Genomic DNA, 20490 nt, shown 5'->3' on the forward strand with positions numbered 1-20490 from the left:
GGGGCGTTGCGTGCCCGTCGGCGATTCAGTACGTTACCTTTAATTTCGTAAACGTCTGGCATGGAGAGTGCGATGCGGAACGCGGGGCTTATTTTGATCGGTCTGCTAGTCACCGGTGCGGCGGATGCACAATCACAGGTAGATACTGGTCGAATATCGCAAATCGACATGGGGCGCATCTACGAAGGTAGAAACTCCGAATTCATTAGAACGTCGGTTGAGCCGACCACGTGTCTCATTCGAAAATCCACGAAGAAGCGTGAGTGTCGAACACGCGATCAGTGGAAACGTCTGGCGCAGCGGATGTCGGTCAGCAAAACTTCAAATCCCTAGCATTCACGACTGTTTCCGGCGGTTGCGCAGAACCGCTCCTGGTGCGCGCATAGGCTGGTGCCTTGGGCCTGTTCGGGGCATGAGCTTCCCATGGACGCACTCTCCCTATTCGGCCTAGCCGCGGTCTCCTTCACTCTGCTATGCTACGCCAAGGAAGCCGGCTCGCACTGGTGGACACTCGGCTTTGCGTTCGGCTGCGTGCTCGGCTCGATCTACGGCTTCCTCCAGGGTGCGTGGCCGTTCGGGGTGGTCGAGCTGATCTGGACGGTCGTCTCGTTCCGCCGGTGGCTGAAGATGCGCCACGCTGCGCCGCCCGCCGCGGAACCGCTCGCTTGACACTGCGTTAGCGCGCGCTTATTCGAACTCTCCCCGACACGACGGTTCCGGCGGCGCTTGTTTGCGTTCGTCGCTATCGTGCGTTTCGGTTCATCGCTAAGAGATGAGGTCTGTGCAGCCATGCCGGACCTCGTGGAGCAGGAGAACCAAGTTCATGGCACGTATCGCGGGTGTTAATATCCCGACCAACAAGCGCGTGGTGATCGCGCTGACCTATATTCACGGCATCGGTTCGACCAAGGCCAAGGAAATCGTCGCGAAGCTCGGCATCGCCGATACCGCACGCGTCCAGGACCTGACCGACCAGGAAGTCCTGCACATCCGCGAGACGATCGACGCCGATCACACCGTCGAGGGCGATCTGCGCCGCCAGACCTCGATGAACATCAAGCGCCTGATGGATCTCGCCTGCTATCGCGGCCTGCGTCATCGCAAGGGCCTCCCGGTCCGCGGCCAGCGCACGCATACCAATGCGCGCACCCGCAAGGGCAAGGCCAAGCCGATCGCCGGCAAGAAGAAGTAATCCACTTTTTCAATGGATTACTCCGCCGGCGCTGGTCCCAACGGGCCGCCCGGCGTCACGCAGATACAGGTCAGGAAATACACCATGGCACGCGAACCTCAGCGCATTAAGCGGCGCGAGCGCAAGAACATCACCTCTGGCGTCGCTCACGTGAATGCCAGCTTCAACAACACCATGATCACGATCACCGATGCCCAGGGTAACGCGATCTCGTGGTCGTCGGCCGGCGCAATGGGCTTCAAGGGCTCGCGCAAGTCGACTCCGTACGCGGCCCAGGTCGCAGCGGAAGACGCCGGCAAGAAGGCCGCCGAGCACGGCGTCCGCACGATCGAAGTCGAGGTCAAGGGCCCCGGCTCGGGTCGCGAATCGGCACTGCGCGCGCTTCAGGCAGTCGGTTTCCAGATCACGTCGATCCGCGACGTGACCTCGATCCCGCATAACGGCGTGCGCCCTTCGAAGCGTCGTCGCGTCTGATTCTCCGCCTCCCGTGCGCGGTTGATCGCGCCGCACGGGTGTATTTTATTGGTCGGCGGACACACCCGTTCGCCGGCCCCCAAATTAGGGGAAGCATGTGTCTGTCAACGCAAAGAACTGGCAGGAACTCAAGAAGCCCAGCGGCCTGGAGAAAAAGGCCGGTGGCGACACCAAGCGCAAGGCGACCTTCATCGCCGAGCCGCTCGAGCGTGGCTTCGGCCTGACGCTCGGCAACGCGCTGCGTCGCGTGTTGCTCTCGTCGCTGCAGGGCGCGGCCGTCACCTCGATCAAGATCGAGAACGTGCTGCATGAGTTCTCGTCTCTGGCCGGCGTCCGCGAGGACGTGACCGACATCGTCCTCAACGTGAAGCAGATCGCGATCCGCATGCAGGGCGAGGGGCCCAAGCGCCTCCAGCTCTCGGCAACGGGTCCGGGTGAAGTCAAGGCCGGCGACATCGCCGTCTCGGGCGACATCGAGATCATGAACAAGGATCTCGTGATCTGCCACCTCGATGAGGGTGCGACGCTCAACATGGAGCTGACCGCCGACATCGGTAAGGGTTACGTGCCCGCGACCGCAAACCGCCCGGCCGATGCGCCGATCGGTCTGATCCCGGTCGATGCGCTCTACTCGCCGGTACGTCAGGTTTCGTACAAGGTCGACCCGACCCGCGTCGGTCAGGACCTGGATTACGACAAGCTGACGCTGACGATCGAAACCGACGGCACGATCACCCCGGAAGACGCAGTCGGCTATGCCGGTCGCATCCTCCAGGACCAGCTCGCGCTGTTCGTCCACTTCGACGATTCGTCGGTGACGCGTTCGTCGGCCCCGATCGGCCAGGCAGCACCTGCTGCCGGTGGTGCGGAGCCAGCAGGCGACACCCAGCAGATCAACCGTTACCTTCTCAAGAAAGTCGACGAGTTGGAACTGTCGGTGCGCTCGGCGAACTGCCTCAAGAACGACAACATCATCTACATCGGCGATCTGGTCGGCAAGACCGAAGCCGAGATGCTGCGTACGCCTAACTTCGGCCGCAAGTCCTTGAACGAGATCAAGGAAGTGCTGTCGTCGATGGGTCTTCGCCTGGGCATGGAAATCCCCGGCTGGCCACCTGAGAACATCGAAGAGATGGCCAAGAAGCTCGAGCAAGAGATTATGGGATAAGTGGTTCGGGGCCGAGTAAGATCGGCCCTGACCTCTTGTTCACCCGCGAAGGCGGGTGCCCAGACTGGATCCCCGCCTTTGCGGGGAGACAATGGAGGGAAAGGCTGAGGGAGCGTCGTTGGCGTAACCTTAGTGTGACCTTTGGACTACGGCGATTGGCAGTGGCCGCAACACTGCCTGCTCCCGGGTACCTCATACGGCCCCTGAACGAACGAAAAGGTATTAAACATGCGCCATCGCGTAGGCGGCCGTAAGCTTCAGCGGACCTCGGCCCACCGTCTTGCCCTGTTCCGCAACATGAGCGCCGCGCTCATCAAGCACGAGCAGATCACCACCACCGTCGCCAAGGCGAAGGAACTGCGTCCCTACGTCGAGAAGCTGATCACGCTCGCGAAGAAGGGTGGCCTGTCCAACCGTCGTCTCGCGCACGGCAAGCTGCTCGACGATGCGCAGCTGATCAAGTTGTTCGACACGCTCGCGACCCGTTATGCGGATCGCAACGGCGGCTACACCCGCGTCATCAAGGCCGGCATCCGCATGTCGGACGCCTCGCCGATGGCCGTCATCGAGTTCGTCGACCGCGACGTCTCGGCGAAGGGCCAGGATTCGGGTCCGGTGATGTCCGACGCTGAGTACGACGACGCAGCGTAAGACTGTTCTCCTGCGCACGCAGGAGCCCAGGATCACAAGCGTAATCGTCCGTTACCCTGGCCTCCTGCGTTCGCAGGAGAACAGGGAAACCGTAGGGGCCGCGTCCAGCAATGGGCGCGGCCTCTTTCGTTACGGGTCCCATCCGGCTATGCGCCCGACATGGAGCACCCAGACAGCATTCTCATCGTCGATTTCGGCAGCCAGGTAACCCAGCTGATCGCCCGCCGCGTGCGCGAGGCCGGCGTCTATAGCGAGATCGCCCCCTTCCAGTCCGCCGAGGCCGCGTTCGACCGGATGCAGCCCAAGGGCATCATCCTCTCGGGTGGCCCCGCCTCGGTCACCACCGAGAACTCGCCGCGCGTGCCGCAGCGCTTCTTCGAGGCGGGCATCCCGATCCTCGGCATCTGCTACGGCCAGCAGGTCATGTCCGCGCAGCTCGGCGGCAACGTGATCGTCTCGGGCGATGGCGGCGAGTTCGGCAGCGCGTTCATCGAGGTCAAGTCGAATTGCGCGCTGTTCGACCGCCTCTGGGCGGAGGGCGAGCGCCACCAGGTCTGGATGAGCCACGGCGACAAGGTCGACGCGATCCCGCCCGGCTTCACCCCCGTCGCGGTCTCTACCGGCGCGCCCTACGCGATCGTCGCCGACGAGGCGCGGCGCTTCTACGGCGTGCAGTTCCACCCCGAGGTCGTCCACACCCCCGATGGCGGCAAGCTGATCGCCAACTTCGCGCGCCACGTCTGCGGCCTGAGCGGCGACTGGACGATGGCAGAGTTCCGCGAGACCAAGATCGCCGAGATCCGCGCCCAAGTCGGCAAGGGTCGCGTCATCTGCGGCCTGTCGGGCGGCGTCGACTCGGCGGTCGCGGCGGTGCTGATCCACGAGGCGATCGGCGAGCAACTCACCTGCGTCTATGTCGACCACGGCCTGATGCGCGCGGGCGAGAGCGAGCAGGTCGTCAGCCTGTTCCGTGGCGCCTACAACATCCCGCTGATCCACGTGAACGTCGAGGAGCTGTTCCTCAGCGGCCTCGCCGGGATCACCGATCCCGAGCTGAAGCGCAAGTTCATCGGCAAGACGTTCATCGACGTGTTCGACACCGAGGCGAAGAAGCTCGGCGGCGCGGAGTTCCTCGCACAGGGCACGCTGTACCCGGACGTGATCGAGAGCGTCAGCTTCACCGGCGGGCCGTCGGTGACGATCAAGAGCCACCACAATGTCGGTGGCCTGCCCGAGCGCATGAACATGAAGCTCGTCGAGCCATTGCGCGAGCTGTTCAAGGACGAGGTCCGCGTGCTCGGGCGCGAGCTCGGGCTTCCCGAGATCTTCGTCGGTCGCCACCCGTTCCCCGGACCCGGCCTCGCGATCCGCATTCCTGGCGAAGTCACCAAGGAACGCTGCGACATCCTGCGCAAGGCTGACGCGATCTACCTCGAGGAGATCCGCGCGGCGGGGCTCTACGACACGATCTGGCAGGCGTTCGCGGTGCTGTTGCCGGTCCGCAGCGTCGGCGTGATGGGAGACGGCCGCACCTATGACAATGTGCTGGCGTTGCGCGCGGTGACCTCGACTGACGGCATGACCGCGCAGGCGTTCCAGTTCCCCGGCGACTTCCTGCCGCGCGTCGCGACCCGGATCATCAACGAGGTCAAGGGCATCAACCGCGTGACCTACGACTACACCTCGAAGCCCCCCGGCACGATCGAGTGGGAGTGAACTAGACGCACACTACGCGATCCTCCCCCGCCAGGGGGAGGTGGCTGGCTCTTGCCAGACGGAGGGGGAGGATAAGATGCAGAGGTTACCGCTGACCGCCCCCTCCGTCAGGCTACGCCTGCCACCTCCCCCTGGCGGGGGAGGATCGTTAGGTCGTCGCACCAAATCGCTGGTTGTCGCGATGGCGATCGCTGCCAGCGCACCGTTGCTCCTCGGCGCGGCCGATCCGCGTGCCTGGACGCGTCCCCAAGCGCCTTTCCCGATCGCCGGCCCGATCACCTATGTCGGCAGCGAAGGTATCGCCGCCTACCTCATCAAGACCAGCGCCGGCGCGATCCTGATCGACGGTACGCTCGCAGAGAATGCGGGCATGATCGAACGCAACATCGCCGCCGCTGGAGTACGCCCGCGCGACGTAAAGCTGATCCTCGTCACGCACGCCCATTTCGATCACGCCGCGGGTGTCGCCGCACTCAAGCGCGCAACCGGCGCTCGCGTAGTCGCTGGTGCTCGCGATGTCCGCGCGCTTGAAACCGGCATACCGCCCGGCGAGACCAACTACGGCGTCATCCGATTCCCGCCCGTTCACGTTGATCGCGGCGTCCGCGACGGCGACAAGGTCACGCTTGGCAACGTCACGCTGAGCGCACGCGCGACACCCGGCCACACCCCCGGCTGCACGACTTGGACGATGCGAATCCCCGCCAAGCCACGCCCGCTCGACGTGGTCTTCCCGTGCAGCGTCAGCGTCGCGGGCAACCGCTTGATCGGCAACCGCGCCTATTCCGGCATCGTCGCCGACTACCGCCGCAGCATCGCCATGCTCGGCACGTTGCATGCCGACATCGTCCTGCCGTCGCACCCCGAACTCGCCGACGTCATCGCCATGGGCAAACGTCGCCAAGCAGGCGACACGACCGCGTTCGTCGATCCAACGTTGCTCCCGAAGATCGTCGCGAAGGCCAAGATCGCGTTTGACGCCGATTTCGCCAAGCAGGCACGCTAGACGGCATGCTGGTCCTTTGCGGCATCGCGGTGATCGTCGCGGGCTTCTTGCTCCGGTTCAATCCGCTGCTCGTCGTCGCCGTCTCCGCACTCGTCACGGGCCTAGCCGCCGGGATAGCACCCCTCGCGATCCTCGCCGCGTTCGGGAAGGCGTTCAACGAGAACCGTTACGTCACCGTGATCTACATCGTCCTCCCGGTGATCGGGATGCTAGAACGGCACGGATTGCAGGAACGCGCCCGACTCGCGATCGGCAAACTCCGCGGCGCCACGGTAGGGCGGCTGCTGATCGGTTACCTGCTGTTCCGCCAACTCACCGCAGCGCTCGGCCTGACCTCGATCGCCGGCCCTGCGCAAAGCGTCCGCCCGCTGGTCGCGCCGATGGCCGAAGCCGCGGCTGAAGCGCAGGGCGTCCCACCCGGCGGCGACCGGATCCCCGCGATGGCTGCCGCAACCGATAATATCGGACTGTTCTTCGGCGAGGACATCTTCATCGCGATCGGTTCGATCCTGCTGATGAAGGGTGTGCTGGAGGGCTACGGCATCGTCATCCAGCCGCTCCACCTCTCGATGTGGGCAATCCCGACCGCGATCGCCGCATTCCTGATCCACGGCTTCCGCCTCTGGCTGCTCGACCGCCGACTGGCGCGCGGCCGATGATCGGCATGATCGGCACCGGCTTCATCTACGGCGTCGCCGGCCTGATGTTCGCGGCATTCGCGATCCTGAGCGCGACCGACAACGCCAACCCGAAGCGCTTCGGCAACGCGGCCTTCTACGCGGTACTGGCGATCAGCTTCCTGCTCGGTGGAAAGCTCGGCGACGTCGGCAACGGCGTTCTCGTCCTGGCCCTGGTCGCGATCGCCGGCTCGGGCGCGATGGGGAGGGGCGGGCGTGCTACGACTACACTCGACGAGCGCCGCGCCGAAGCCGCACGGCTCGGCAACCGGATATTCCTCCCCGCGCTGATCATTCCGGCCGCAGCACTCGGCGGCACGGTCCTGTTCCGCGCCGTCCCCAGCCTGGTCGACCCCAAGCAAGCAACACTCGTCGCGCTGACCTGCGGCGTCCTGATCGCGCTGGTCGCCATGCACCTGTGGTTCCGCCCCCGCATCGCCACGCCGCTTGCGGAGGGTGTCAGGCTGATGGACGCGATCGGCTGGGCCGCCGTGCTCCCCCAGATGCTGGCGAGTCTCGGCGCAGTGTTCGCGCTCGCCGGCGTCGGCGACGTCGTCGGCGGTCTCGCCGGTCATGCGATCCCGGAGGGCAGCCTGATCGGTGCAGTCCTCGCCTACACGCTTGGCATGGCGCTGTTCACGATGATCATGGGCAACGCATTCGCGGCGTTCCCGGTGATGGCTGCCGCGATCGGCATTCCACTACTCGTGCGGCACTATGGCGGCGACCCGGCGGTAGTCGCGGCGATCGGCATGCTCAGTGGGTTCTGCGGCACGCTGATGACGCCGATGGCGGCGAACTTCAATCTCGTCCCCGCCGCGTTGCTCGATCTCAAGGACAAGAACGCCGTCATCCGCGCGCAGATACCGACCGCGCTGCCGTTGCTCGCGGTCAATATCGGCTTGCTCTACTGGCTAGGCTTCCGCTGACCTGACGTCCTGATCTTCGTCCCGAGCATCACCAGCTTGCCGTCGATCCCAAACCAGTGCGGCGTCCCCGCCGGGATCAGGAACACGTCGCCGACCGCGAGCTTCCGCGTCGTGCCACCCTCGATCCGATCACCTTCGACCAGCCCCGGAAAGCGCAGCTTCGGCGCGACCAGCGTACCACCCGAGACGAGCGTCCCCGATCCCGCCATCACGGTCGCGTATTCGGCCTCGTCCGGATGCACCGCAGGCTTGCCCGGCGCCTTCCAATATTCGAGCGAGGCGCTCGTCCCGTCCGCCTGCACGAGCGGCGCCATGGCGAACCCCTGGCCCGGCTTCATCGTCTTCTCGAGCGCAACGATCCGCGCGCGCACGTCGGCCGATCCGGCAAAGCTCGTCGGATCGCTGGCGGTCTGTGCGGGCAGGGAGGAGGTCGCGCCAATAGCTAGCACGACCGCAAGCAAAGGCCGCATCACAGCTTCACCGTCCGGCCTTCGCGCACGGACCGATAGATCGCCTCGACGATCCGCATGTCGCGCAGGCCTTCTTCGCCCGAGACGATCGGTTCGCGCCCGTCGAGAATGCATTCGGCCAGATGATCGAGTTGCCCCGCGAACTGCGTCTTGCCGGGGCCGGGCGGGGGGCTGGTGATCGCAGTCTCGCGTCCGTCGCGGCCGGTCCACATCTTGTTACCGTCGTAGCGCGTCGCCGGCTCCAGCTCGATGCGGCCCTTGTCGCCCATCAACAGGACATGGTTCTGGTTGGCGCTGTACATTGACTGGCACCCGGCGATCGCGCCCGACGGGAATTCGAGCGTCCATTCGATCATATCCTCGACCTCACGAAACCGCGGATCGCGACGGTCGGTGGATTCACGCGCAGTGACAGCGATCGGCTCCTCGCCGGTCATGTAGCGCGCGGCCTGCAGGCTGTAGATGCCCATGTCCATCAGCGAACCGCCACCCGACAATGCGCGCTTGAGCCGCCATTTGGTCGGGTCGCCCTGGACGAAACCATGCTCCGAACGGACGTAGCGGATCTTGCCCGCCGCACCGGACTTGGCGAGCCGCATCGCCTCCAGGTTGAACGGCTCGAAGTGGCAGCGATAGCCGATCATCAGCTTCTTGCCCGCGGTCTTGCACGCCCGGATCATCGCCTCGCATTCGGCGACCGAGATCGCCATCGGCTTCTCGCACATGACGTGCTTGCCCGCCTTCGCCGCGCGAATGGTGTATTCGGCGTGCATCGAATTGGGCAGGCAGACATAGACGATGTCGACGTCGGGATTGTCGCGGATGCGATCGAAGTCGGCGTAGGTATAGATCGACCGCTCGGGCACGCCGTATTTGGCCGCGGTCGCGAGCGCCTTGGTCCGGTCGCCGCTAACGAGCGCCGTCACGCGCGAATGCTCGCAATTGACGAATTGCGGCAGGATCGTCTGCAAGCCGTAATAGCCGAGCCCGACGATCGCATAGCCGAGCTTCCGATCGGGCGCCGCACGCGCCACGCCGCTTGAGGTAGCGGCCAGCGTTGCCGCGGCGACCAGGAGATCACGCCTGCCGAATTCCATCAGGGTTCCTTTCGAGAAACTGGAAGCATCTTTGCCGATCCGCGCGGAATGAGCCAGCCGCCATCGGCGAGCCAGTCCGCCAGTCGATCGGGCCAGTGCTGGATCGAGATGCGCTCCGACCGCGTGCCGAGATTGAACGCATGATCGGTGTCCGCGTAAAGGTGCAACTCCGCCGAAACGCCCGCCGCGCGGAGCTGCGAATACAGCGTCATCGCCGATGTCGCGCAGCACTGGTCGAGCGACCCCGCAACGAGGAATGCCGGCGGCGCGTTTGCGACGGCCTTGGCCGGCGTGCCAAGTGGTCCCGGATAGACGAGCACCTGGAAGTCCGGTCGTGCGCTCACCCCATCGATCGCGTCCACCGGCGTCTGGGTCGGCGCGGGGTTGTCGGCGATGAGTGACACGAGTTCGCCGCCTGCAGAAAAGCCCATCACGCCGATCCGCGCAGGATCGATCGCGTAGTCGCTCGCATGCGCGCGGACCCACCGGACCGCGCGCCGCAGATCGGCCGCCGCGTCGCTCTCGATATCGTACGATGAGCCAACATCGCGCGCGAGGCGGTATTTGAGGACGAACGTCGTGACGCCGTAGCGGTTGAGCGCCTTTGCGGGCACTTCGCCCTCGTTGATCCACACCAGCATCCGGTGACCGCCACCGGGCGCCACGATCACCGCCGCACCGTTGGCATGGCTCGGGGCGGGGCGGTGGATCGTCAGCGTCGGGTTGTGGACGTTGCTGACATAGCTGTCCTTCACCGTCTCGGCTTCGGTCCGGCGCGCTTCCGATCCAGGCGCGCCGTTCGGCCAGAGCGAGACGACGGGGGCCTGTTGCGCAGCGGCGGGCGCGGAGACCAGCATGAGGGCGAAAGCAACGCGTAGCGACATCAACGACCCTCGACCGCACTCCTGCGCGAGTACTGCTTTCGAGTGTCGGCTTTGTCGGTCGGCTTGGCTATTACGACCTTCGTCGTGCGTCTTCGGGTATCTTGGTCGCGCCGGACATCTCGCGTCTGATCCACGCGAGCGCTTCGGCGCAGAGCCGATCGGGTGCGTCCTCCGCATCGAGCGTGACGGCGCGCTCGTCGGGGCCGAGTGCTTCCAACGTATCGAGCTGGCTCGCGAGCAGGCTGGCGGGCATGTAATGGTCCGCACGGTGAACAAGTCGCCGTGCGAGTTCGCCGCTGTCTTTCGTATCGAGGAACACGAACAGTAACGGCATACCGACGGCGTCCGCCAGTCGATCGCGATACGCACGTTTCAAAGCCGAACATGCAGCAACGGCAGTACCATCCGTCCGGGCGGCACCGTGCAATCCGGCTGCAATCCTATCGAGCCAGGGCCAGCGATCCTGATCGTCGAGCGGCTTACCCGACCGCATCTTCGCGACGCTGTCGGAACTATGGAAATCATCGCCTTCGAGGAAATCGCAGCGCAGACGTCGCGCAAGTTCGGCACCCAGTGTCGACTTGCCGCTGCCGCTGACGCCCATCACGATGATGGCATAGGGTAGCGCGTCGGCCGGATTGGGGATCGTTTCGGAGGAAGGAGGCACTGGCTCTCCATAAGCTGCGCGCGGTCGGTTCGTCACCGCCTATCGTCCGTGCGCGCGGGATCGGCTACTACGACCTTGGTCGTGATCGCCTATGGTCGCATGGGCCACTACCTCCGGTGCACACTGGCGGACATCGTCCGGCGCGTCCCACAACAATCTCGGGTGAGCCTGTGAAACTGACACTAGCGATCGCGCTTCTCGGGACGACCGTTCCAGCGTTTGCAGCCCCCCGTTCGGCCTCTCCGTCTCAATCGGTCTTTCTCACCGCACCGGCAGATCCGCGTGCGGTGACGGTTCGGGGCCGTGGTGACGGCCGAGCCGACGATACTGCCGCGATCCAGGCCGCGATCGACAGCGCGGCGAGCGCGAAAGGTGGCGAGGGCATCGTCTTCCTGCCCGCCGGCCGCTACCGCATCTCGCGAACCATCTTCGTCTGGCCCGGCGTGCGCGTGTTCGGCACGGGCAAGACGCGCCCCGTCATCACGCTCGGCGCGGCGACCCCCGGTTTCCAGACCGGCGTGGCGAACATGCTGTTCTTCACCGGTTCGCGCGCCGACACCCGCGCCGCACCGCCAAAGGTCCCGGTGCCACCGCCGACCAGCGTACCGTTCGACGCCACCATCGCCGACGCCAATTCGGGGACGTTCTACTCCGCGCTCAGCAACGTCGATTTCGAAATCGGCGATGGCAATCCCGCGGCAACCGCGGTGCGTTTCCATTTGGCGCAGCACGCGTATCTGAGCCATATCGACTTTCACGTCGGCTCCGGGCTGGCCGGTATCTATCAGGTCGGCAATGTCGGGCAGGATCTGCGCTTCTTCGGCGGACGCTACGGCATCCTCGGCGAGAAGACCTCGCCCGCATGGCAGTACACCTTGCTGGATTCGTCGTTCGAGGGCCAGCGCGACGCCGCCATCCGCGAGCATGAGGCGGGGCTGACGCTCGTCAACACCAGCATCCGCAACGTCCCCGTCGGGATCGAGATAGACCGCGGCTATGGCGACTGGCTATGGGGCCGCGACGTGCGGTTCGAGAACGTCTCGGACGCCGCCGTCGTCATCAGCAACGAGGACAATGTCTACACGCAGATCGGCTTCCAGGACGCCACTGCCAGCGCCGTGCCGATCTTCGCGCGGTTCCGTGACAGCGGGAAGACCGTGGCCGGGCAGGGCGCAAAATACCGGGTCAAGGCGTTCAGCTATGGCCTGACGCTGCCGGGTCTCGGCGCGACCGGCAAGTACGAGACGCGCGTTGATGCCGCGACGATCCCGGCAATGCCCAAGCGGATACCGGCGGCGATCCGCTCGCTGCCGCCCGTCGCGCAGTGGTTCGACGTTCGGAGCGCGGGCGCAAAGGGCGACGACGCGACCGACGATACCTCGGCGATCCAGCACGCGATCGACACGCACCGCGTGGTCTATTTCCCGACCGGCTTCTACCGCGTTTCCGATACGCTGAAGCTGCGGCCCGAAACGGTGCTAATCGGCCTGCATCCGGACATGACGCAGATCGTGCTCGTCGACGACACGCCGGCCTTCCGCGGCATCGGTGCCGCCAAGGGGTTGATCGAAAGCGCGAAGGGTGGCGCCGCGATCGTCTCCGGCATCGGCCTGACCACCGGCGGCATCAACCCGCGCGCGACCGCGTTGTTGTGGAAGGCCGGCGCGGATTCGCTGGTCGACGACGTCCGCTTTCACGGCGGTCACGGTACCAGCCGCGCCGACGGCAGTCGGATCGATCCGTACAACGCCGACCACACCGGCGACGCCGATCCGCGCAAGCGCTGGGATGGGCAATATGCGAGCCTGTCGGTCACCGATGGCGGCGGCACGTTTAACAATCTGTGGACCCCCAACACCTTCGCCGCCTCCGGGCTCCACGTCTCGAACACCAGCACGCCGGGCCATGTGTACGAGATGTCCGCCGAGCATCATGCGCGCGCCGAAATCGTCCTGGATGGCGTCAAGAACTGGGAGTTCCTTGCACCGCAAACCGAGGAAGAGGCGGGCGAGAGCCGTAACGCGCTGTCGCTCGAGGTTCGCAATTCGAGCAACATTCTGTTCGCCAACTATCACGCCTACCGCGTCACGCGGTCGCTTCAGCCGGCGCCATCGGCGGTGCGGATCTACAATTCCGACGATATCCGCTTCCGCAACGTGCATGTGAACGGCGAGAGCGGGCTGGCATTCTGCGATGCGGAGGGCTGCGGCACCGACCTGCGCGCGAGCAAGTTCCCGTACGGGAACGCGGTGCAGGACATGACCACCGGAGCGGAGGTGCGCGAACGCGAGTTCGCGGTGCTGGACGTGAAACGCGGCGCCACGCCGGTCGCGACGACCACTGGCCCGGCCGTTCGCAAGCTGGAAGACGGGTTCTACTCGATCGCCGGCGCGGCGGTGGATGCGAAGGGCAAGCTCTACTTCGTCGAGCATAATACTCACCGCATCTATGGCTGGACGGCGAGTGAGGGGCTGTCGGTCGCTGCCGACGCGCCCGTCGATCCGGTCAATCTCGCGGTCGATCGCTCGGGTAACCTCATGGTGTTGTCGTCGGACGGCGCGGCGGGGTCGGTCTACAGCATCAAGCCCGGCGATCCGGACAGCATCGCCGTGATCCCCCCGACGCCGGTCACTCCGCACCGCGATGCGAACATCGCGCTACCGGGCAATTTCTGGGTCAATGGCGAGTTCAAGGATCAGATCGATCCGACGACCTATCAGTTCACGACGCTCGGCGAGATGTTCGCGCGCGACATGGCCGTGCCCAAACCGCGCGAATATGTCTCGCGAGACGGCTCGCTGGTCCTGCCCGCGTATCGCACCGTCCAGCAGGGGCCGCCCAACCATCTCGGCTGGCGCTTCTCGGACGCACTCGACACCTACGGCTTCGTGAACGCCAAGCTCGGTGAGCGCGTGTTCGTCAGTAATGGCTCCGAAGCCAAAACCTATAGCGGACTGGTCGGCGCCGGCGGCAGCATCACCGATCTGAAGCCGTTCGCCAATCGCGGCGGTGAGAGCGTCGCGGCTGGACCGGACGGCCGAGTCTATCTCGCCAACGGCCAGGTGTTCGTCCACGACGCGGATGGACGCGAGTCCGGACGGATCGACGTGCCCGAGCGGCCGTTGCAACTGATCTTCGGCGGTGCGAACGGGCGGACGTTGTTCATCCTGACGCACCACGCGCTCTACGCGGTCGAAACCTGAGCGACGTTCGTTGCCTCGGTGGCACCGCTGACGCATGACACCCGCCGATAGCTGCAAAGGAACGGGCATGACCGACTGGACCACGACACGACGGTCGGCCCTGACCGCGATGGCGGCAACGCTCGCCTTCCCGGCGGTCGCGGCCGGCGGCGGCAAGCGCCGGGTACGGCTGATCGCCGGCACCTACGCACGCGAAGGCGGCAAGGGCGTGTATCCGATCTCGTTCGACCCCGATCGCGACGCATGGCAGGTCGGCACGCCTATATCGGGGATCGACGACGCCTCGTTCGGTGTCGGCGGCGGCCCGGGCGGTGCGTATTACTTCGTCCGTGAGAAGGCTGCGGGCGAGATCGCTGCCTACGCGCCGGACTGGTCGCACCGCGGCACGGCCGCCACGTCAGGCGCCGACCCGTGTTACGTCGCGATCGACCGCGCCAGTGCCTGCCTCGCGGTCGCCAATTATTCGAGCGGCAGCGTCGCGTTCCACCGCCTCGACGCGCGCACCGGCGTGCCAGGCGAACCAGTCGTGTTCCGCCACACGGGACAAGGCCCGAACAAGGCCCGGCAAGAGGCACCGCATGCGCACTGGGTCGGCTTCAGCCCGGATCGCCGCTGGCTGCATTCGGTCGACCTGGGGACGGACACGATCTTCGCGTATCGCTTCGACCCACGTGCGCGTTCACTGGCCGAGCCAGTCGCGGCATGGCGTGCGCCGCCGGGCGCGGGGCCGCGCCATCTCGTCCATCATCCCCGCCGTCCACTCGCCTACGTAGTGTGCGAACTGTCCAACACGGTCATCATGCTAGACTCCCGCGCAGACGGCAGTTTCGCCACCCGCCATACGGTCTCGACACTGCCGAACGGGTACGAGGGCGCCTCGCAGGCCGCGCATATCGCGATCGACGAGGCCGGGCGGCGGCTCTACGTCTCGAACCGCGGCCATGACAGCGTCGCCGTCTTCGCGCTCGACGCGTCAGGCGTGCCGAGCCTGCTCCAGCACATCCCCAGCGACGGCAAGTGGCCGCGCTTCCTGCTGGTTCTCGAAGCGCAGCGCCGTGTCCTCGTCGGCAACGAGCGATCAGGCACGCTGGCGATCTTCAGGATCGAACCCGATGGCCGACTGACCGCAACCGGACAAACGCTGCCTGTGCCCGGCGTGGTCTTTGTCGGCCAGTTCTAGCAGGCGTCCGCTAGTTCAAGGCACCCGCCGTTCGAGCAACGGTGTCGCCGCGACATAGCGAGCCTGCTCGACGAACGGTTCCGAACGCGTCTGCACGTCGACGATCTGGCGCGGAATGACGCCCCCCGCGGGCGGTGCAGGCGACCAGTTCGGCAGCCCCGCCGCGTTCGGGTTGCCGGTCTTGATGAACGCGGCGAAATACCCCTGGAACACCGTCGAGATCCGGCGATCGTCCGCCGTCCACGCATAGGCCGGGTTCGTGCCCAGGTTGCCCAGCGCATATTCGATCTCCGCGCTGTGCACTGCCCCGATCGGCGGCACGTCGGGATTGGTCAGCGGCGGCAGCGCAGCCGGGCGGGGATGCGCGAAATGATAATAATAGGTTGGCTGGCGCGCACGGCGGTGCAGGTCGAACCACTGCCACGTCGACGCGCCGAGAAACGCATCGCTTGCCAGCGCGGTCGCCGCAACTGGCACGTCGGCATCCGACTTCGCCGGGTATAAGGCGAGCAGCGCATCCGGATCGGTAAAGAGCTTCGCGACGCCCGCGCGATAATTCGCCACCGTCGGCGGTTGCCCGGCAAGAATGCTCGTCCAGCTTCCCTCCTGCGAGTTCGCACCGACCAATAACGGCACGCGCGCCGCGCGCCCCGCCGTATAGGTGTCGATCGGCGGCTCGGTCAGGAACTGCCCGTCGACGATGAAGTCCGCGCGGAACCGCTGCGTCCCCTGTGCAGCGAGCAAAGCTTCGGCCGGCATCGCACGAAGGGCCTCGATCGACGCCGCCCCCGCCGCGACCGCAAACGCGTCGCCATCCTTCGTCGCCACCGCTAGAGGCTTGGGGCGGAAGGTCGGCGGCAGTACGCCGCCGCTCTCACCGATCGCGCCGACGAACTGCGTGCGGGTGAGTGGCGAGGTCATCAGCACGCTGACCGACATAGAACCCGCGCTCTCCCCGCCGATCGTGATCCGCGCAGGGTCGCCCCCGAACGCGGCGGCGTTGCGCCGGACCCAGGCCAGCGCCGCGGCCTGATCGAGCAGGCCGTAATTCCCCGCGGAATGTGTCGGCGATTCCGCCGCCAGCGCGGTGGTGGCGAGGAACCCGAACGCGCCGAGCCGGTAGTTGATCGTCACGACGACGATGCCCTTCTGCGCCATCGCCGCGCCGTCGTAGCGCAGTTCCGACCCGTCACCCGCGATCGCGCCGCCACCGTGGATGTAGAACAGCACGGGCAGCCGCGCGCCCGGTTTCGTGCCCGCCGGCGTCCAGACGTTGAGCGTCAGGCAATCCTCGCTGATACCGGGCGAACGGAACTTCATGTCGGCGAACAGCGGCTGCTGCATGCAGCGCGAACCGAACCGGTCTGCCTTGCGTACACCCGTCCATTGCGCGGCTGGCCGCGGCGGCTGCCACCGCAACGGGCCGATCGGTGCCGCCGCATAGGGGATGCCGAGATACGCATCGATCGGCGTTGCGGCGGTCGAAACGTGCGTGCCTTCGAGCGTTCCGCTCGCGACTTGCACGCGCTGCGCCATCGCCGGTGCGGCCAGCAAGCCGACCGCCATTCCCCAAGTCGCCAACCGCATATCGCCCTCCGCTATCGCTTTGAGGCAATGGTCGCACCCCACCTGGCGTTTGCCAAGGCGGACAGTCGCTATTCCTTCACATTGCCGGCAGCATCCGCCTGCTCAGGCTGCCGTAAAGCTGGCCGCGATAGCCGGCAGATCGAGCTCGACTTCGGAGACCACGCGGATCGTTCCGCCAAGCCGTCGATACTGCTCCGCCCGGCGATACGCGCCGCTGTTGCGCACCGAATAGCTGAACGGCTCACGCCCGGTGATGACCAGCATCGTCGTCGTGTTGCCGACCGCCGGCACGATCCTTCCGCCAAGCGCCGCAATTGCGCACGCAAGCCGGCCATCGCGAGGCTCACCGAGAATCGCGATACGTTCGCCGCTGAGCGGCCCGGCGGGCGCAGGGCGCGGGGCGGGGCCGGGCTTGCGCGGCGGTTTCAGCCATTCGTCAAGCGCGATGCCGGTATGGTCTATCGCCTTGACGATTACCCAGCCGGCGGCGCGCGCATCGCTCAGCGCGTCGTGATGCTTGTGCGCGATCCCGAGATATTGCGCGAGGCCGCCCAGCCGGTGGCTCGCCAGATCGGGCCAGGCGCGCTGCGCGACGCGGACGCTGTCGAGCCAGACCGTCTCGATCGGGGGACGGTCATGGATACGACACGCCGCGGCGAGCGCGCCCTTGTCGAAATAGGAATGCGCCACCGTCGTCCGGCCCGACAAATGACCGTCGACGATGCCGTGGATGTCGCCAAAGCAAGGCTTGCCCGTGACGTGATCCTCGGTGATCCCGTGGATCCGGGTATTGAACATGTTGAATTCGTCGCGCGGATCAACCAGCGTCTCGTATTCGAAGATCTCACGTCCGTCGCGGAACCCGACGATACCGACCTGGCAGATGCTGCTGACGCGCGAGCATGCCGTCTCGACGTCGATGACGACGAAATCCGGTGTGAGCATGTCGGCGACGTCGGTCTGGCTGGCGGGCGCGGGGTCGAGCATTACACGTCCATATGTGGCGCCGGGTGCCGTAAGCAACCATTGCCGCTGGCATGTTCGCTAGCGCCTGCCTTACTTCGCCTTCTGCGCCAGGTCGGGATACCGGTCGAGGATCGCGCTGGTCACGCCGTTGGTCCACCCGAAGCCGTCCTGCACCGAATATTCGCCGCCACCCCCCGGCGTACGCTGCTCGATATTGTATTTCTCCAGCATCTTGCCGGTTTCGGCATAGGCCGCGCCGACTGTCCCGAGCCAGCGCTTGGCGATGTCCTTCGCGAGCGCCGGTTCGCCGTTCCGCGCCAGCCCGGCGATCGCAACCCATTGCAGCGGCGCCCAGCCATTTGGTTCGTCCCATTGCTGCCCGGTGTTCAGCGTCGTCGTGCGCAAACCGCCCTCGGCGACCAGCGATTTGCGCACCGTCGCGGCCACGGCTTTCGTCTGCACCGGAGAGGCAAGGCCTACGAACAGCGGGTGCAGCATCGCCGCATTGATGCTCGCGGTGGGCTTGCGCGTCGACAGGTCCCAGTCGGCGTAGCGGGCGGTCGTCGCCTGCCAGAGATACCGGTCGATCGCGGTCTTGCGCTTCGCCGCGAGCGTCGTGAAGGTGGTGGCGCACTGCGCGTCGCCCACAGTTTGGCAGCGCTCGGCGATGCGGCGTTCCATCGCCCACAAAAGACTGTTGAGATCGACCGGCACGATGTCGATGGTGTGGACCGTCGCGAGCGACTTCGGATCGCGGAGCCAGCGCGAACTGAAATCCCACCCGCTTTCCGCCCCCGCACGCAGGTTGCGCTGCGTGTCGGCAACGGGTCGGGGCGCCGCCTTCGCCGCGGTCGCGACGTCCTCGGCATAGGATTCGTCACGCGGCGTATCTCGGTCGTCGTAATAGCGGTTCAGCACGCTCCCGTCGGGCATCCGCACCACGCGCGAGCAGGCAGGCTTGCCGTCGAGGCAGCCCGTGCCCTTCATCCAGAACGCGTGCTCGGCGCGCAGCGCCGCCAGCCGCCGCTTGGTTACCGTGGGATCGGTGTTGGTCGAAAGATCGAGCATCAGCGCGTAATAAGGCGGCTGCGACCGGCTGAGATAATAGGTCCGCGTCCCGTTCGGGATATGCCCATATCGCTCGATCAGGCTGGTGAAATCCTCGAGCATCGACTCCACCAGCGGCTGCTGGCCATCGACCTTCAGCCCGAGCATCGTGAAATAGCTGTCCCAGTAATAGATCTCGCGGAAGCGCCCGCCCGGCACGACATACGGGGCGGGGAGCGGCAGCGCGGAACTGCCCGCGACCGGCGGGACCGGCTGGCGCACGAGTTGCGGCCAGAGCGTCCGGACATGCGTCCTAAGATCGCCCGAGCCCCGATCATTCTCCCCCGGCACCACGAAATTGGCGAGCACGAATGCCTTGAGGGCCGGGCCGGCAGGTTTGGTCCGCACATAGTCGGCCATGATCGCCTCGGCCGACCGCTTCGGCACCGCGTCGACGAACGTCTTCCCGTCGGCAAAAGCATGGCCTTGCTGCACGGCGTCAAACAACACGCCGTAGAGGTCGGCGGGCGATCGAACCGACGAAGGCGAGTTCTGCTGCGCGGGAGCCATCGTCGCGATCGATGCCAGCGCGGCGAAACGGCAAAGGGTTCTGATCACGTACGAATTTCCCGATCCGGTGGGCGACCCGAATGCAATGGAAGGATCGCCCGCACGAGGCAAGTGTCACGCGCGCCGTCCATTCCGGTTGGCGCCGGGCTTTGCACCACTCGTCGCTGGCAGCGCCTATCATCGGCAGGCTATGACGCACTGCATTCTTCAAGGCAGCCGACCCGAACCCATGAAAAATCTCCCCTCCCGTTTCCGACGTCTCGACGGCGCGCTCGCCGACCTTCCACTCGAGGAGCCGATGCTGCTCACCGAACTCGACGGTTTTTTGACGGCCTTGGTGGTCGGCCCCGACACGATCCCGCAGGCCGAGTGGCTCCAGAGCATCTGGGGTTCGGACGACAGCGTCGACCCGCCGTTCGACGATCCCGCCGACGTCCAGTGGTTCGTCGATGCGGTGATGGCACGCTACGCCGAGATCGTTCGCGACCTGACCCGCGGCAAGCCTCAGCCGATCTTCGACACCGACGACCGCAATGGCGATGTCCTTTGGGAAGCCTGGATCGACGGTTTCGCCGAAGCGGTAGCGCTCAGGCCGGAAAGCTGGACGGCGTTGGGCGACGGCACCGATCCCGATACCGCCGACGCCATGGCGCAGATCATGGCGCTGATCGCGATCGTCACCAACGAGACCACGCTAGACAGCGTAGAGGTCAACGCTCTCGACGCGCATGCCCCGGCGCAGATCGTCGCCGCCGTCTTGAAACTCTATGCAGCGCATTCCCAGAACGCGGGTGCATCATCAGGCACACCGGTGGTCGCCACGCCGACGAAAATCGGCCGAAACGATCCGTGCCCCTGCGGCTCGGGGAAGAAATCCAAACGCTGCTGCGGATAAGGGTGCCGTCCGTCCGGCACCTCGAAGTGGAAACGGCATGCGGCGGAAAAGCTGGTGCCCCCGGCGAGATTTGAACACGCGGCCTACGGTTTAGGAAACCGCAAATCCGTT

General features: G+C 65.8%; 19 protein-coding genes. 12 read left to right on the forward strand and 7 right to left on the reverse strand.

Annotation, left to right across the window (positions count from 1 at the left end; genetic code table 11):
* Positions 1 to 423 precede the first annotated feature (423 nt).
* The 9 genes from C8J25_RS08145 (at position 424) to C8J25_RS08185 (ending at position 7813) form a co-directional block, all read left to right on the forward strand.
* On the forward strand, positions 424 to 669 hold the full coding sequence (locus C8J25_RS08145) for a hypothetical protein (protein ID WP_107953942.1): 246 nt from the start codon (positions 424 to 426) through the stop codon (positions 667 to 669).
* Positions 670 to 823: 154 nt separating this feature from the next.
* Positions 824 to 1192, forward strand: a complete 369-nt coding sequence (gene rpsM, locus C8J25_RS08150) for a 30S ribosomal protein S13 (protein WP_056015521.1) — start codon at positions 824 to 826, stop codon at positions 1190 to 1192.
* Positions 1193 to 1276: 84 nt separating this feature from the next.
* Positions 1277 to 1666, forward strand: coding sequence for a 30S ribosomal protein S11 (gene rpsK, locus C8J25_RS08155; protein ID WP_031395237.1), 390 nt, complete (start codon positions 1277 to 1279; stop codon positions 1664 to 1666).
* 97 nt (positions 1667 to 1763) lie between these two features.
* The gene (locus tag C8J25_RS08160) at positions 1764 to 2834 is read left to right on the forward strand and encodes a DNA-directed RNA polymerase subunit alpha (RefSeq protein ID WP_031395236.1); all 1071 of its coding nucleotides are present in this window, start codon (positions 1764 to 1766) and stop codon (positions 2832 to 2834) included.
* Positions 2835 to 3062: 228 nt separating this feature from the next.
* Positions 3063 to 3485, forward strand: coding sequence for a 50S ribosomal protein L17 (rplQ, locus tag C8J25_RS08165; protein ID WP_056482675.1), 423 nt, complete (start codon positions 3063 to 3065; stop codon positions 3483 to 3485).
* Between the two features lie 159 nt (positions 3486 to 3644).
* On the forward strand, positions 3645 to 5201 hold the full coding sequence (guaA, locus tag C8J25_RS08170) for a glutamine-hydrolyzing GMP synthase (protein WP_107953944.1): 1557 nt from the start codon (positions 3645 to 3647) through the stop codon (positions 5199 to 5201).
* 181 nt (positions 5202 to 5382) lie between these two features.
* Positions 5383 to 6207 carry a subclass B3 metallo-beta-lactamase gene (gene bla, locus C8J25_RS08175; protein WP_107953946.1) on the forward strand — a complete coding sequence of 275 codons (825 nt, stop codon included), beginning with the start codon at positions 5383 to 5385 and terminating at the stop codon, positions 6205 to 6207.
* A gap of 5 nt (positions 6208 to 6212) precedes the next feature.
* A complete protein-coding gene (locus C8J25_RS08180; protein ID WP_107953948.1) occupies positions 6213 to 6866 on the forward strand; it encodes a DUF969 domain-containing protein in 654 nt (217 codons plus the stop codon).
* A 5-nt stretch (positions 6867 to 6871) separates the two neighbouring features.
* A complete protein-coding gene (locus tag C8J25_RS08185; protein ID WP_107954026.1) occupies positions 6872 to 7813 on the forward strand; it encodes a DUF979 domain-containing protein in 942 nt (313 codons plus the stop codon).
* Here the strand turns inward: C8J25_RS08185 and C8J25_RS08190 are convergent.
* The 4 genes from C8J25_RS08190 to C8J25_RS08205 all read right to left on the reverse strand — a co-directional run bounded on the left by C8J25_RS08190 (position 7792) and on the right by C8J25_RS08205 (position 10931).
* Positions 7792 to 8283, reverse strand: a complete 492-nt coding sequence (locus C8J25_RS08190; protein ID WP_107953951.1) for a cupin domain-containing protein — start codon at positions 8281 to 8283, stop codon at positions 7792 to 7794. The genes C8J25_RS08185 and C8J25_RS08190 overlap by 22 nt on opposite strands.
* Entirely contained in the window at positions 8283 to 9380 is a 1098-nt protein-coding gene (locus tag C8J25_RS08195) for a Gfo/Idh/MocA family protein (RefSeq protein WP_107953954.1), read from the reverse strand. The genes C8J25_RS08190 and C8J25_RS08195 overlap by 1 nt, the downstream gene beginning before the upstream one ends.
* Positions 9380 to 10264, reverse strand: coding sequence for an alpha/beta hydrolase (locus C8J25_RS08200; RefSeq protein WP_107953956.1), 885 nt, complete (start codon positions 10262 to 10264; stop codon positions 9380 to 9382). Before C8J25_RS08200 ends, C8J25_RS08195 begins: the two co-directional genes overlap by 1 nt.
* 70 nt (positions 10265 to 10334) lie before the next feature.
* Positions 10335 to 10931 (reverse strand): gluconokinase, encoded by a 597-nt coding sequence (locus C8J25_RS08205; RefSeq protein WP_425275459.1) that lies wholly within the window; start codon positions 10929 to 10931, stop codon positions 10335 to 10337.
* Positions 10932 to 11101: 170 nt separating this feature from the next.
* On the opposite strand from C8J25_RS08205, the gene C8J25_RS08210 reads away from it, so the two are divergent.
* The gene (locus C8J25_RS08210) at positions 11102 to 14134 is read left to right on the forward strand and encodes a glycosyl hydrolase family 28-related protein (protein ID WP_107953961.1); all 3033 of its coding nucleotides are present in this window, start codon (positions 11102 to 11104) and stop codon (positions 14132 to 14134) included.
* Between the two features lie 67 nt (positions 14135 to 14201).
* Positions 14202 to 15314, forward strand: a complete 1113-nt coding sequence (locus C8J25_RS08215; protein ID WP_167397687.1) for a lactonase family protein — start codon at positions 14202 to 14204, stop codon at positions 15312 to 15314.
* A gap of 15 nt (positions 15315 to 15329) precedes the next feature.
* Here the strand turns inward: C8J25_RS08215 and C8J25_RS08220 are convergent, their stop codons facing one another.
* From C8J25_RS08220 to treF, 3 genes are all read right to left on the reverse strand, one after another.
* A complete protein-coding gene (locus C8J25_RS08220) occupies positions 15330 to 16901 on the reverse strand; it encodes a carboxylesterase/lipase family protein (RefSeq protein WP_107953965.1) in 1572 nt (523 codons plus the stop codon).
* A 102-nt stretch (positions 16902 to 17003) separates the two neighbouring features.
* Positions 17004 to 17888, reverse strand: coding sequence for an exonuclease domain-containing protein (locus tag C8J25_RS08225; RefSeq protein ID WP_244186892.1), 885 nt, complete (start codon positions 17886 to 17888; stop codon positions 17004 to 17006).
* 69 nt (positions 17889 to 17957) lie between these two features.
* Complete coding sequence (treF, locus tag C8J25_RS08230; RefSeq protein ID WP_107954028.1) at positions 17958 to 19484, reverse strand: alpha,alpha-trehalase TreF; 1527 nt, start codon at positions 19482 to 19484, stop codon at positions 17958 to 17960.
* Positions 19485 to 19713: 229 nt separating this feature from the next.
* Here treF and C8J25_RS08235 point away from each other — a divergent pair, with 229 nt between their 5' ends.
* Positions 19714 to 20379 carry a UPF0149 family protein gene (locus C8J25_RS08235; protein ID WP_107953967.1) on the forward strand — a complete coding sequence of 222 codons (666 nt, stop codon included), beginning with the start codon at positions 19714 to 19716 and terminating at the stop codon, positions 20377 to 20379.
* Positions 20380 to 20490: the final 111 nt, after the last annotated feature.

The sequence above is a fragment of the Sphingomonas faeni genome, from assembly GCF_003053745.1.
Lineage (GTDB): Bacteria > Pseudomonadota > Alphaproteobacteria > Sphingomonadales > Sphingomonadaceae > Sphingomonas > Sphingomonas faeni.